The sequence below is a fragment of the Bifidobacterium sp. POST2/T3 (B1) genome (genome assembly GCF_058197115.1).
This window is the reverse complement of the sequence record NZ_JBVPQK010000050.1, coordinates 1-13,324: the sequence shown is the minus strand read 5'-3', so window position 1 is coordinate 13,324 and position 13,324 is coordinate 1. Positions and strand designations below refer to the sequence as shown.

Annotated in this window: 13 protein-coding genes; 6 read left to right on the top strand and 7 right to left on the bottom strand. The window is 60.7% G+C overall.

From position 1 onward, the window contains the following. Window positions 1-1,139, bottom strand: a 1,139-nt coding sequence (locus tag AC0AP0_RS04055; RefSeq protein ID WP_490429462.1) for an ABC transporter permease subunit, incomplete at its 3' end; no start/stop codon positions are given. A 269-nt stretch (window positions 1,140-1,408) separates the two neighbouring features. On the opposite strand from AC0AP0_RS04055, the gene AC0AP0_RS04050 reads away from it, so the two are divergent. Further along, window positions 1,409-2,803, top strand: coding sequence for a replication-associated recombination protein A (locus tag AC0AP0_RS04050; RefSeq protein ID WP_490429461.1), 1,395 nt, complete (start codon window positions 1,409-1,411; stop codon window positions 2,801-2,803). 187 nt (window positions 2,804-2,990) lie between these two features. Next, the gene (locus AC0AP0_RS04045; RefSeq protein WP_490429460.1) at window positions 2,991-4,388 is read left to right on the top strand and encodes an MFS transporter; all 1,398 of its coding nucleotides are present in this window, start codon (window positions 2,991-2,993) and stop codon (window positions 4,386-4,388) included. Between the two features lie 129 nt (window positions 4,389-4,517). Here the strand turns inward: AC0AP0_RS04045 and AC0AP0_RS04040 are convergent, their stop codons facing one another. Then, window positions 4,518-4,958 carry a MarR family winged helix-turn-helix transcriptional regulator gene (locus AC0AP0_RS04040; protein WP_046322805.1) on the bottom strand — a complete coding sequence of 147 codons (441 nt, stop codon included), beginning with the start codon at window positions 4,956-4,958 and terminating at the stop codon, window positions 4,518-4,520. Window positions 4,959-5,363: 405 nt separating this feature from the next. Here AC0AP0_RS04040 and AC0AP0_RS04035 point away from each other — a divergent pair, with 405 nt between their 5' ends. Further along, on the top strand, window positions 5,364-5,942 hold the full coding sequence (locus AC0AP0_RS04035; protein WP_490429459.1) for a haloacid dehalogenase-like hydrolase: 579 nt from the start codon (window positions 5,364-5,366) through the stop codon (window positions 5,940-5,942). Window positions 5,943-6,028: 86 nt separating this feature from the next. On the opposite strand, the gene AC0AP0_RS04030 is transcribed toward AC0AP0_RS04035, so the two are convergent. The 5 genes from AC0AP0_RS04030 to AC0AP0_RS04010 are packed head-to-tail and all read right to left on the bottom strand — an operon-like array spanning window position 6,029 to window position 9,170. After that, on the bottom strand, window positions 6,029-7,078 hold the full coding sequence (locus AC0AP0_RS04030; protein WP_490429458.1) for a Gfo/Idh/MocA family protein: 1,050 nt from the start codon (window positions 7,076-7,078) through the stop codon (window positions 6,029-6,031). After that, window positions 7,044-7,535: a very short patch repair endonuclease gene (locus tag AC0AP0_RS04025; RefSeq protein ID WP_490429457.1), complete on the bottom strand. Its 492-nt coding sequence runs from the start codon at window positions 7,533-7,535 to the stop codon at window positions 7,044-7,046. The genes AC0AP0_RS04030 and AC0AP0_RS04025 overlap by 35 nt, the downstream gene beginning before the upstream one ends. A 12-nt stretch (window positions 7,536-7,547) precedes the next feature. Further along, window positions 7,548-8,087: a peptidylprolyl isomerase gene (locus AC0AP0_RS04020; protein WP_490429456.1), complete on the bottom strand. Its 540-nt coding sequence runs from the start codon at window positions 8,085-8,087 to the stop codon at window positions 7,548-7,550. Window positions 8,088-8,100: 13 nt separating this feature from the next. Next, complete coding sequence (locus AC0AP0_RS04015; RefSeq protein ID WP_490429455.1) at window positions 8,101-8,472, bottom strand: YccF domain-containing protein; 372 nt, start codon at window positions 8,470-8,472, stop codon at window positions 8,101-8,103. Then, complete coding sequence (locus AC0AP0_RS04010; protein ID WP_181415087.1) at window positions 8,463-9,170, bottom strand: TetR/AcrR family transcriptional regulator; 708 nt, start codon at window positions 9,168-9,170, stop codon at window positions 8,463-8,465. The genes AC0AP0_RS04015 and AC0AP0_RS04010 overlap by 10 nt, the downstream gene beginning before the upstream one ends. A 209-nt stretch (window positions 9,171-9,379) precedes the next feature. Here AC0AP0_RS04010 and AC0AP0_RS04005 point away from each other — a divergent pair, with 209 nt between their 5' ends. The 3 genes from AC0AP0_RS04005 (at window position 9,380) to AC0AP0_RS03995 (ending at window position 13,075) form a co-directional block, all read left to right on the top strand. After that, on the top strand, window positions 9,380-11,074 hold the full coding sequence (locus AC0AP0_RS04005) for an MFS transporter (RefSeq protein WP_490429454.1): 1,695 nt from the start codon (window positions 9,380-9,382) through the stop codon (window positions 11,072-11,074). 85 nt (window positions 11,075-11,159) lie between these two features. Continuing rightward, a complete protein-coding gene (locus AC0AP0_RS04000; protein ID WP_490429453.1) occupies window positions 11,160-12,833 on the top strand; it encodes an NAD+ synthase in 1,674 nt (557 codons plus the stop codon). Window positions 12,834-12,838: 5 nt separating this feature from the next. Further along, window positions 12,839-13,075, top strand: a complete 237-nt coding sequence (locus tag AC0AP0_RS03995) for a hypothetical protein (RefSeq protein ID WP_144176940.1) — start codon at window positions 12,839-12,841, stop codon at window positions 13,073-13,075. The last annotated feature ends 249 nt before the right edge of the window (window positions 13,076-13,324 follow it).

Genomic DNA, 13,324 nt, shown 5'->3' with positions numbered 1-13,324 from the left:
GCGCCGGCCAGCCAGATGCTGATGCGGTGGCCGATCAGCTGGGGGACACCCAGGTAGAAGAAGAAGGCCCAGACCAGGACGGGTGTGCCCCTGAAGACCGCCACGTAGATGCGGGCAATCCAGGACAGGATCCGGTTGGGGCTTATCCGCCACAGTCCCAGGATGATGCCGATGGCCAGGGCGATGACGAAGGATATGGCTGTGATGGCCAGGGTGTTGCGCAGGCCCAGCATCAGGGATGGGAATGCCTGGCGGACCAGTTCGAAGAATCCTGGCCTGGAGGCGGAGGCACTCTTGCTGGAGTGGCCGCTGCCTACGTAGGAATCAACCAGCTTCTTATAGCTGCCGTCGGCCTTCATCTTGGCCAGACCCTCGTTGAAGGCGGCTACGAACTCCTTGTTCTCGCCCTTGCGGACGGCTGCCCCGTATGAGGCGCCAGGCTCCTTCTTGGTCACGGTCTTCAGTCCGTTGCCCTGGGCGATGCCGTAGGCCAGGACCGGGTAGTCATCGATGACCGCTTGGGCATTGCCGGACTTGACCATCTCGTACATGGTGGAGGACTGGTCCACCGCCTTGACTGTGAAGCCGTATTGGGCTGCACGCTGCTTGGCGAAAGCCTCACCCTCGCTACCCATCTTCACGGCCACCACCGTGCCTTGCAGATCCTTGTAGCTGTGGATTTGGTCGTTGTCCTTGGCGATGGCCATCTGTACGCCGGAGTCGAAATATGGGTCGGTGAAATCGTAGACCTGTTTGCGCTGGTCGGTGATGGTCATGCCGGCTATGACCACATCGGCCTGCTGTGAGTTCAAGGCCTGCAGGGCGGCGTTGAAGCCCAAGGACTGGATCTGCACCGAGAACCCCTCAATATCGGCGATCTTGCGAATCAGATCCATATCGATGCCGACCAGATTGCCAGACGAGTCCCTGAATTCGAAGGGGGCAAAAGTGGTGTCGGTGGCGACGCGGAAGGATCGTCCGTGGACCGCCTGCGCGGCGGGGGAGTCCTGGGTCGCCTGCGCCGGCGTGGCCAGGGGGGCGACGATCAGGGCTGAGAGCCCCAGGACCAGGGCGAGCAGGCCGACGACCCACCTGCCTGGACCCGATGTCCATCCCTGGCGAACATGCTTGGCGATCACTGGCGATTCTCCTTATTGCTCCGACCTGTACCGGTCCCGATTTTTCAGGCGACAGGCCTTGCTGCCGCCCATGGACTTTCCTGAAGATATCCAGGCTGATGACCAGTAAACTGTACACACACCGTATTTCTGGAACCCAACTACGCGCTGGGCGATACGGTCACATGGGTTTCCAGTCTAGCGCGTTCGTCTTGCTATTTGTGGCAGGCTCAGGCCTATGCTGGTGAGGGCGGGGAGCCATAGGGGCCCCGAGGAATGAGGTATTGCAGATGGTTGATGATCTCTTCCAGGCGGCTGATCCCCCCGAGGAGCACACCCTGCCTTTGGCTGTCAGGATGCGGCCCAGAAGCCTGGACGAGGTGGTCGGCCAGGACAAGGTCACAGCCCCTGGAACCCCCTTGGAGCGCCTGGCCCGGTCGGATCCGAACAACCGTCTGACGGCTCCCAGCTCGGTTATTCTTTTCGGTCCTCCCGGTGTGGGCAAGACCACCCTGGCCTACATTGTCGCCCGACAATCCGGGCGGCATTTCGAGGAGCTTTCGGCCGTTACCTCGGGGGTTAAGGAGGTCCGGCAGGTTATCGCCCAGGCTCGTGAGCGGCTGGTCAGCCAGGGACAGGAGACAGTCCTCTTTATTGATGAGGTCCACCGCTTCTCCAAGTCCCAGCAGGATGCCCTGTTACCCAGCGTAGAGAACCGGGATGTGACTTTTATCGCAGCCACCACGGAGAATCCCAGCTTTTCGGTCATCTCGCCCCTGCTTTCGCGCTCGGTGGTGGTCAAGCTGGAGGCCTTGGACGATCAGGACCTGGCCAAGCTGGTCCGCAGGGCTGTCAAGGACCAGCGGGGGCTCAAGGATCAGGTAAGACTGGATCCAGAGGCTTTGGACCAGATCGTGCGTTTTTCCGGAGGTGATGCCCGTCGTGCTCTGACCATTTTGGAGGCTGCAGCGGGAGCTGTCACCGAGGACGGGCCTCGTGCCAAGGGGGCGCGTCGGCCGCTGATCAATGCCAAGGTGGTCTCCTCGGTCATGGACGTGGCCTCTGTCCGCTATGACAAGAAGGGTGACGATCACTACGACGTGGCATCGGCCTTCATCAAGTCAATGCGGGGTTCTGACGTGGATGCGGCCCTGCACTACCTGGCTCGGATGATCCGGGCTGGCGAAGATCCGCGCTTCATCGCCCGACGAATCATGATCGCCTCTGCCGAGGAGGTAGGCATGGCTTCTCCGGAGGTGTTGGAGATCACGGTCGCAGCTGCTCAGGCCGTGGCCATGGTGGGCATGCCTGAGGCCCGCCTGATCCTGGCCGAGGCAGTTATCGCCGTGGCTACCGCACCCAAGTCCAACGCGTCCTACCTGGCCATCAACCAGGCCCTGGAAGACGTGGACGCCGGGCATATCGGCCAGGTTCCCCTTCATTTGCGCAACGCTCCCACCAAGCTGATGAAGGCCTGGGGCAACCACGAGGGCTATCAGTATGCCCACGATGCGCCGGACGCGGTGGCGCCTCAGCAGTACATGCCGGACGAACTGGTCGGACGACGCTACTACCATCCCAATGACCGGGGCTATGAGCGCCAGCTGGGCCCCCGTCTGGAAGCCATCAGGGCCATCCTGGACAGGGCCGCCGGGTCGGAGGGAAACGCCGGGTCTAGGCAATGACCGTCCAGACTCCTATACTGAACACCCAATAGACGTTGAGCAGCCACACAATGACCGAAACGCCGCAGGGTCCAGGCCTTCCATATTGACGGTCGCCACGCTCCCACAAGGAGCCTGTCGCCGTCGGCAGGTCTGGCATAGACGCATGGGGGCATACCTGCCCTCATGCACGGGCGCGAGGGTGACGATGTCGACAGCGGTCATTGACAAAGCAGACATATCCGAACAATCAAAGGGTCTCGGTGTGGCCGAGGACGACCTGGCGGTCCGCGAGATTACCCGGCGAGTAGACAATGCTCGTGAATCGAGTACTTTCTACAAGATCGTGGCCCTGGTGGCTGCGGGAATGCTCATGGACAGCATCGATGTCTATGTGGGCAGCGCAGTAGCCAGTTCGGCCTTGAGCACCGGATGGTCCACGGTCGCCCAAAATTCCCTCTTCCTGTCGGCCGGCTTCCTAGGGCTCCTGGTGGGTTCGCTGCTGGCCGGGTTTATCGGAGACCTGCGTGGACGCAAGACCGCCTATCAGATCAACCTGTTGCTCTTCGGAGGCTTTACCCTGCTGGGCGCTCTGGCACCGAACATGGCCGTCCTTTCGGTCTGCCGTCTAGGGGCCGGCCTGGGGCTGGGCGCCGAGATTGTCACCGGCTTCTCCATGGTCAACGAATTCGCTCCCATCAAGCACCGCGGCCGTTGGAGCGCCATCGTCTCGCTCGTGGCTAACACCGGAGTCCCCCTGGCCATGCTCCTGTGCGCCTGGATCATTCCCCGCTGGTCATGGAGGCCGCTCTTTGTGGGCATTGGCTTGGCAGCTGCGTTGATCTGGTACCTGCGGCGTGACATCCCTGAGTCTCCTCGCTGGCTTGCCCTGCATGGGCGGATGGCCGAGGCCACCCAGGTGGTTGAACTTCTGGAGGCCGATAACGGTCGGAAAGAGTCAGAATCTGACACTGTCAGTGGCTCCGCCCTCGCCGGAAAAAATGAGGGAATTAAGGTACCTGCCAAGGCATCGGGTAGCGTTGTCCGTGGCCTGATTGTGGCCATTGTGGCAGTTTCAGCCACTAACGTCTGCTCCTATGCTTTCACCTCCTGGGTGCCCACCATCCTACTCAAGAGGGGTATTGATCTGAGCGGATCCCTGTGGATCAGCACTCTGATGATGCTGGGTGCCCCTCTGGGCTGCCTGATTGGATCCCTGCTTCTGGACCGGATTGGCCGCAAGCGGATCATCGTCACGGCCTTCCTGCTGACGGCGGTCTTCGGTCTGCTCTATGCCGCGCAGACCAGCCAGGTCACGGCCATTCTGGTGGGCATCCTGCTTATGGCCAGCCTCTATGTCCTCATGTCTTCGGTGGTGGCGGTCTATGCGCCTGAGCTCTTCCCGACCACTGTCCGCTTCCGTTGCGTAGGCATTGCCAATGCCGTTGCCAAACTCTGCAATGTGCTCATGCCCGTGCTCATTGGTGCCATGCTCAGCCGGTGGGGGAGCACTTCAATATTTGTCACCATCAGCCTGGTGGCCCTGGCCTCCATGCTGGTTGTGGGCCTGATGGGCTGGGAGACGTCCGGCCGTTCGGTGGGCTGATAGGGCCGATCCAAGGGCGTAAAGGATATAAAAGGTAAAAGGCCTGGCATGAGCCTGGTACCGTCGACGGGCGGTCAAGGGATCGGCCAGGTCCTTTTCTCATTATTAATCCTTTCTCAGGAAGAGAGATCAGAGCTGGTTAGCCAGCAGCCGGTTGTAGACGCAACGTAACTCGGTTTGAAAGGTCTCGGGGTCGATGTCGGGATTCTGCTTGAACAGGTCAATCCACCAATTGTTGACCAACCTGATCCTCTTGCGAGCCATATCTGCGCCTGACCTGGTCAGGGCGATGATATTGACTCGGTGATCAGCGGGGTTCTGTTCACGGCTGACCAGGCCCTGGGCTTTCAAAGCCTTGAGATCCCGAGCCAGCAGACTGGGATCCACGCACAGGTCCCGTGCTATCTGGCGCTGGCTGAGGCCTGGATGATCATAGAGGTATACAATCAGATCACCTTGGGTACCACGTAAGGTGGAGTCGCCTGTATACCGGCTGGCATCGTTGCGTGCATGCCGGTAGATTCCGGCTATGCAGCTGCTCAGGTTGTGGTAGTGGCTCTTCTTTAACATCGCTGCTGCCCCCTAGCTGGTAAGGAAGATCGAAGAATTCTGCAGGCATGGTTAACCCGATAACCGCATGGACCCCTTCGGCGCCGTTCCCCTTCCAGGCCTATTTTCAGCAACTCCCTAGCCTCGGCCCAGCACGGACGACGCATTTTTCATCATATCAATGCTGTCGACACCTTGGGGATGGTCCACAATCGGAACAGGGGCCAGGCTCATCATGATTTCTCATGCCCTGCTCCTACTCAATGTCCATATCAGTCGATCATCCAGGAATTTTCTGTCTACCTCAGGCTCCTGGACTAAAAGGAATTGCCTTTTTGCTCGGCCAAGGTCGGGGACTATCACCGTCGTTGCTCCACGGTATGCTAAAATGTTTTCTTTTCGCGACCTAATCTGGAAAGGGCTGGCATGCGGGTACTGGACTTCGACGGCACCATCTACGATGGCGAGAGTTTGCTTGACTTCTACCTGTTCACTGCCCGCAAGGATCCGCGGGTGCTGCACTACCTGCCGGTTGCCCTCTTCTATGCCGTCCGCTACCGCTTGGGCCGGGTCACCCTGGAGCAGCTGGATTCGGCCATGCGTCGGGTGGGCTCGCGCTACCTGCGACGGTTGACCTCGCGTCCCGGCTTTGACATGGACCGGCTGGTCAGCCAGTTCTGGGATGCCAACATGCACAAAATCATGGATTGGTACACCCCCCAGGCCGACGACGTGGTGGTGACCGCCTCATTCGATCTGGTGGCCGGGGAGGCCTGCCGACGACTGGGCATCAACCACTGCATCGGCTCCACTCTGGATTTGGAGTCCCTGACCGTGGGCTACCTCAACTTCGGACCTGACAAGCCCATGCACTTTCAGCGGACCCTGGGCCAGGAGGCGGCAATTGACGCCTTCTACACCGATTCGGCCTTCGACCTGCCCATGATCAATCTTGCCCGGCGGGCCTACCTGGTCGAGCATGGCAAGGTCCGCCGCATCAAATAGGCCAAGTCTGCCTGCATCCTCCTCCTCACTGGTAAAGACTCCTTCTGGAGGGATGATTCCATCATTGAAGCGGCCTGTGTGCTAGTTCATGATTCGAAGGGGAAGACCAATCCCCACTGGCGGCGCAGGGAGTCCATGAGCTCCATGATGCGCAGGGTGTCTTTGTGGGGCATCTGGGCGCACTCGGTCTTGCCGTCCAGGATGGCCTGTGCGGCGCTGGCCACCTCGTATTCATAACCGGTCAGCTGGTCGGGGATGGGGTAGCTCTTCCTCAATTTATGGTCCTCGTCGTACAGGTCGATGGACTCCACATTGTTGATATTGGCACACTGCAGGTAACCCTGGTCTCCCCAGATGTGGCCGGTCCGGTCGCTGACTGAGACCATGGAGCTGGTTGCTGCTCCCATGGATCCATCCTGGTAGAAAATGGTTGTGGAGTTCTGGCTGTCCACGCCCTCCGGGCTGCGGACCCAATCCGTGCAGACCCGTTCGATGGGCTTGGGTCCCATGACCATGTCGATGAAGTTGAGAGGGTAGACACCCACGTCGAGCAGGGCGCCACCGGCCAGGGCGGGGTCGGTCATTCTGGCCTTGCCCACGGTTGCATATCCTCCCAGGTTGGCGGTCACGGTTTTGACGGTGCCTATTTCTCCCGAGGAGATGACATCGTCGATGATGGAGCGCGAGGGCATGTACCTGGTCCAGATGGCCTCGGTGCAGAGCAGGCCGGTGCTCTCGGATGTCTCCATGACCTGCCTGGCTTGGTCGGCGTTAGCGGTGAAGGACTTCTCAACCAGCACGTTCTTCCCGGCCTTCATGCAGGCGATGGCCTGCTCGGCGTGGAGGCTGTGAGGCGTGGCGATGTAGACCAGATCCACCTGGGGATCATCCAGGAGTTCCTGGTAGGAGCCATAGGAATGCTGGAATCCATATTTTTTGGCGAAGTCGGCTGCGCGATCCCCGTCCCTGGCGGCCACAGCATAGGGGGCCACCAGGTGGCTGTACTGCGGATCTTGGGCCATCATGACCACCGTCTTGGCTAGGACGTTGGCTATACTTCCAGCGCCGAGAATGGCGAAGTTGACCCGCATTCCCTTCTGCTCAGCCTCTTGTCGTTTGCCGTTCAATCTGCTCATCCTTGACTCCTTCGTTCGACTGACCATCTGCTGTGATGGCCTCATACAATTTCTGCAGGGTTTCTTGGGCATGACGTGCATCCAGCTCGCACTCCCAGACGGTGAAAACCCGCCAGCCCATGGCTTTCAGCTTATCGCCCTGCTCCTGATCCCGCAAACGGTTCCTTGTCAGCTTTGTGGTCCAAAACTCCACATTGGATTTGGGAAGGGAGAATTTGGCACAGCCCTGATGCATGTGCCAGAAACAGCCATTGACGAATACCATGGCCCGCCACTTGGGCAGAACCACATCAGGATGGCCCGGATACCTCTTGTCATTCTTGCGGAACCGCAGACCGCGCGAGAAGAGGTAGGACCGGACCTGGCGTTCTATTGATGTTTCCGTGCCCCTGATTCGGGACATGGTGTAGCTGCGTGTGCCGGGCTGGAATCTGCTGGGTGTCTTTTTCGAAACCATCCCCGGCACGGCTCAGAGGACTTCGACGCTGTTGATGAAGACCGGCTCAAGGGGACGGTCGCCCGAGTCGGTGGCCACGGCATCCAGCTTGTCGACCACCTTCCGGGAATCCTCATCAGCCACCTGGCCGAAGATGGTGTGGTGTCCGTTCAACCAAGGGGTGGGCACGGTGGTGATGAAGAACTGTGATCCGTTGGTGCCATGGGTCTTTCCGGTGGCGGGATCCCGGCGCAACCCTGCATTGGCCATGGCCAGCTTGTAGGGTTCCTCAAAGGTCAGGGAGGGGTCGATCTCATCATCGAACTCGTAGCCGGGGCCGCCTGTACCCGTACCCAGTGGACAGCCGCCCTGAATCATGAAGTCCTTGATGATTCGGTGGAAGGTCAGCCCGTCATAGAAAGGATCCTGACGCTTCTGGCCCGTTTCGGGGTCGGTCCAGTCCTTGCGACCGGCGGCCAGATCCAGGAAGTTAGCTACGGTTTCCGGGGTCTTATCGTCAAAGAGGTCCAGGCGAATGTCGCCTTCTGAGGTATGCATGATGACTTTGCTCATATCCCCAATCCTTTCATAAGACGGCGACGCGCACCGAGGATCCAAAAGGCATCAGGGCCAGGCGGGCCATCTTGAAGGCCTGCAGGCCGAATGGTATGCCCACCACGGTCAGCATGGTGACCAGTCCGGCCGCCAGATAGGCCAGAGCCAGCCACCAGCCACCCAGGATGATCCAGAGCAGGTTGGCCAGCCAGGATCCCAGCCCGCCTCCGTAGATGACCTGTCGGCCAAATGGGGTCAGGGTGAGTCTGACCATCTTGAAGGCCTGGACCCCCAGGGGGATACCCACCACTGTCAGGCAGAGCACGATGCCCATCAGGGTCCAGGCCAGTGCAATGGCCAGTCCTCCCAGCAGCAGCCAGCAGATGTTGCCGATCAGGCGCATGTAGGTCCTTCCGTCAGTGTGGCGATGACGGCCTTGGCGCAGGCGGTCACTTTTTCAATGATGATGGTCAGCCGTTCCTGCCGCTGTTCGGGCGCAAGATCCTGGTCCAGAGCATCGATCAGTCGCATGCCGGATTGGACGATGCCACGTGTCACTTCCACGCCCATGGCAGGATCTGTTGGCCGCAGGGCTGCCCATGCCTGGATCAGCGGCTGGTTGACCTGCCGGTGGAAGTCCAGAAGGGCTTGGGCCTGCCGGTCCGTGGGTCGATCGCTCCTTGGGACGGGCTCCTGGGGGTTGGAGGGATTGCCGTAGATCAGGGTCTGGCGTAACTGTTCGTCGTGCTGCTCGGCATAGAGGTTCATCAGCCAACCATGTCCGTGCAGCCCGGCTTGTTCCAGATTGGTGCGGGTCCAAATCTCGACTGTCCGGCGCGGGTCGTCTGTCCTGCCCAAGGCCTGATCCAGGGCCTGACCCCAGTCGGGCAGGTGCCGTTCCATGACCATGTCGCAGAGCTGGTCGGCATCCCGGGCATAGCGGTAGAGGGAATTCCGGGCCAGATTGGTGCGTCGGGCCACCTCAGCCATGGTCAGCCGGTCGCGTCCGCCGGTGCGCAGGATGGCCTCGGCGGCGGCAATGATCTGGTCTAGTGTTTTGGCGCGGTGTTCCTGGAGCGTGGATTCGTGGATCCTGGGCATGGTCCTCCTTGGTTCGGCCTCCTGGTTGCAGCGACGATGAATCAAGCTCAGCCGGTCATGGGGCATATGATATGGCCTATTTACAGCAGAGCCAAGCCGTAAGGGTCTCTTTAGCGTGCGGCTTGTCCGCGCTGAGTGAACTTGCCAGATGGATTTTCGCGACGTATAGTCGCAAAAAATTCGCAGACCAGGGCGAGGGGGGAGATCTGATGACTGGATCGGCAAGCATAGACGTGAAGAAAGGCAGTATGAAAGGCAGCCTGGGTTCTCAGGAGACGACACCGCCCTGGCGTGCCCTCTGGGTGTTGGCCCTGGGTCTGGCCATGATTGTGCTGGATTCGTCCATTGTCAACGTCTCCATTCCTTCCATCATCGCTGCCATCCACATCAACTTGGCTCAAGCTCAATGGGTGACCGCTCTCTACAGCATCGTCCTGGCGGCCCTGCTCCTGCCTTCCGGTCGTTTGGGGGACATGATCGGACGCAAGCGGATCCTGCAGGTGGGTACGGTCATCTTTGTGTTGGGTTCCATCTTCGCTGCATCGGCCTCCTCCGGCACAATGCTGCTTCTAGCCCGGCTTGTTCAGGGAATCGGCGGCTCCCTGGTCATGCCTTCCACCTTGTCCACCGTTTCCGCCACCTTCCGGGGTCGTCACCGGGCCACTGCATTCGGCATCTGGGGGGCTGTCATGTCATCCGCTGCGGCGATCGGTCCCTTCCTGGGCGGGGTCTTCACCAGTACAATCGGATGGCGATGGATCTTCCTGGTCAATCTGCCTCTAGGACTGATCGTTCTCGTGGCCAGCGCAGTCTTTGTGCCCGAGACCAAGTCCGCTCCCCGGCAGACTGGTGACCGGTGGGGGATGCTTGCCGACTGGAAGGGCATACTTCTTTCGGCTCTAGGGTCGGCCCTGGTGGTCTTTGCGCTGATTGAGGGGCAGACCTACGGCTGGTGGCATCCGCGCGCCGCACTTGAACTGGGCCCGCTGCACTGGTCCGTATCGGCGCCCCTGTCGCCGGTTCCGGTCAGTCTGCTCCTGGGGCTGGCCCTGCTGGCTGCCCTTGCGCTGACCGAGCTGGCCAGGGCACGCAAGGGCAAGATGGTCATCCTGGACGTGTCCATGTTCGCCATTGGCACCTTCGGCTGGGGCAACCTGACGGCCGCCATCGTCAACGCCGGTCAGTTCGCGGTTATGTTCATCCTGCCTCTCTACCTGATCAACGCCAGAGGCCTAAGTCCCCTGGGGGCAGGATCCATCCTGGGCGTCATGGCCCTGGGGTCAGTTGTTTCGGGGGGTCTGGCTCGAGTGGTCTCAGCCCGACTGGGAGCTGGAGGCACGGTGCAGACGGGCCTGCTGATGGAAATCGTCGGCGTGGCCCTGTCCATTCTGCTCATGCGTGGGTCGGTGCCGGTTTGGCCCATGACCCTGACTCTGATTATCTACGGTGCTGGTCTGGGCTTTGCCTCGGCACAGCTGACCAGTCTGGTGCTGTCCGGTGTTCCGGTATCCCAGTCCGGCCAGGCTTCAGCCACCCAGTCCACCATTCGTCAGTGGGGGACTGCCCTGGGCGCTGCAGTTTCCGGTTCCGCCCTTTCCCTGGCTCTGAGCCTGGTGCTGCCAAGACATCTGACGGCCCTCAAGGGGATTTCAGTGCAGATCGCCGATGGCCTGGTCAGATCGGTTCAGTCCTCTGCAGGTAATGCCATCGTCGGCATGCGAGCTCAAGGCACCCGGGGCCGACTGGGAGCCTTGGGTCCTCAAGTGACCAATGCCTTGACTGAGGGATTCACCCAAGGCGCCCAGTGGGCCATGGGCTTTGCAGTCCTGTTGCTTCTCCTGGGACTGGTCGCCTCGGTGCTGGTGCGTAGGGCTGCTCGCAAAGCTGGCGCCGATAAGGTCTGAGGCATCCGCACCCTGCTTCTTTGCCTCGGTTTTTTTGGGATTGTCTGCCGGTCAGCAGGCCCAGGCACGGTTTAGAATCATTGGTATGGTCAAACAAGAGGAACAGCCGCGGCGGGATGGCGATCTGCTGGTGGCTCTGGCTCAGATAGACACCTGTGTGGGCGATCTTGACGGCAACGCCGACATTATTATGGACTACTCCCGAAAGGCAGCTGAGCAGGGAGCGACCCTGGTGGTCTTTCCCGAGATGAGCCTGACCGGTTACCCAATCGAGGACCTGGCATTTCGTGCCAGCTTTCGTAGGGCCGCCTGGTCTAGGGCCGACCGTCTGGCCAAGGAGCTGGACGAGCAGGGTCTGGGCCATCTGTATGTGATCGTGGGGACCGTGGGCACCGATACGGATCAGGACAGGCCTCGCAATCGGCTGGTGGTCCTGCACCAGGGGCGGGTCGAGGCCGGCTACGACAAGCACTTCCTGCCCAACTACGGGGTCTTTGACGAATACAGGATTTTTACCCCGGGGGATAGGACTGTGGTCCTGGAGGTGCAGGGGCACCGGATAGGGCTGGCCATCTGCGAGGACATCTGGCAGGAGGGCGATCCCATCAGCGACCTGGCTGGCAGGTGCATTGACCTCCTGGTGACCATCAATGGCTCTCCCTTCGAGGAGGGCAAGGGGCATGTCCGCTACGAGTTAGCGGCTCGCCGGGCCAAGCAGGTCGGTGCGCCTCTGCTCTACCTGAACCAGGTGGGCGGGCAGGACGATCTGGTCTTTGACGGCGGCAGTTTCGTGGTCGACCAGGATGGCACCCTGCTGGAGCGCTCGCCTAGATTCGTCCAGGATCTGTCTACTTGGACCCTTCCTGCACCAGGGGAGCGCCCACTGCCCAGTGAGTCATGCATGGCCGAAGAGATGCCCGGGGATGAGGAGGTCTATCGGGCCTGCGTGTTGGGGCTGAAAGACTATATGGCCAAGAACCACTTCACTGGCGTCTGCCTGGGGCTGTCAGGCGGAATCGACTCGGCCCTGGTGGCCACCATGGCCGCCGATGCCTGCGGAGGGGAGCATGTACGCGGCATCTCCATGCCCAGCCGTTATTCTTCGGAAGGTTCCCGGGATGATGCTGCCGACCTGGCCCAGCGTTTGGGCGTGCGTTACGTGGTCCAAGCCATAGGCCCGGAATTTGATGCCTTCCAAGGACAGTTGCATCTGGAAGGGGTAGCGGAAGAGAATCTGCAGGCCCGGATACGCGGCGTCATTGTCATGGCCTACGCGAATGCCGAGGGGCTTCTGGCCCTGGCCACCGGAAACAAGTCCGAGCTGGCTTGCGGCTATTCAACGATCTATGGCGATGCGGTCGGCGGCTACGCACCCATCAAGGATCTGCTCAAGACCCGGGTCTGGCAGCTGGCCCGCTGGCGCAACGCTGAGGCCCAGGCAAGGGGTGAGCGTGAGCCCATCCCGGTCAACTCCATCGTCAAGCCTCCCTCGGCCGAGCTGCGCCAAGGGCAAAAAGACTCTGATTCCCTGCCAGACTACAGCCTGCTCGACAAGGTCCTTGAGGCATACATCGAGCATGCGCATGGTCGGGCCGACCTTCTGGCCGACGGCTTCGATCCCGACACGGTCGACACGGTCATGCGGCTGGTGGATCGGGCCGAGTGGAAGCGGCGCCAGTACCCGCTGGGGCCCAAGGTCACCTCCCTGGCCTTCGGCCGGGACCGGCGGCTGCCCGTCACCAACGCCTTCAGGGAGTGATCGCTATGGGCTCCGAAGAGCAGCGGACGGCCTGGTACTTCAATACCGTCACTGGCAGACCCGAGCAGGGCAAGCTGTCTCCGCAGGACAGGCGGATGGGCCCCTACCACAGCAGGCAGGAGGCCCTCGATGCCTGGAAGATTGCCAAGCGCCGGAACAAGGAATGGGATGAAGAGGACCGCCGTTGGCGGCAGGCCTGGGAGGGTGATCCTGGGCAGGAACAGTCCTCAGCTGACAGATGAAGCTTCCGCTGGATCGCACACCAGCGTTGGCAACCAGTTGGCTGAGCAATCAGAATGGATCGGGGCTCAGGCGGTGTGCCGGGCGAGCTTGCAGGATATGGGCGTGGCGCCTATTGCGAGTCTGCTCGCAGTGTGATATAGCTCACGTCGTGATTCGGTTTCCCGTGGTAATGCGCCCCCTATACTTGAAAGTGACAGTGGTGTGAGGAAGCGCCATTGACCATATCAACAAGGAGTTGACTATGACAG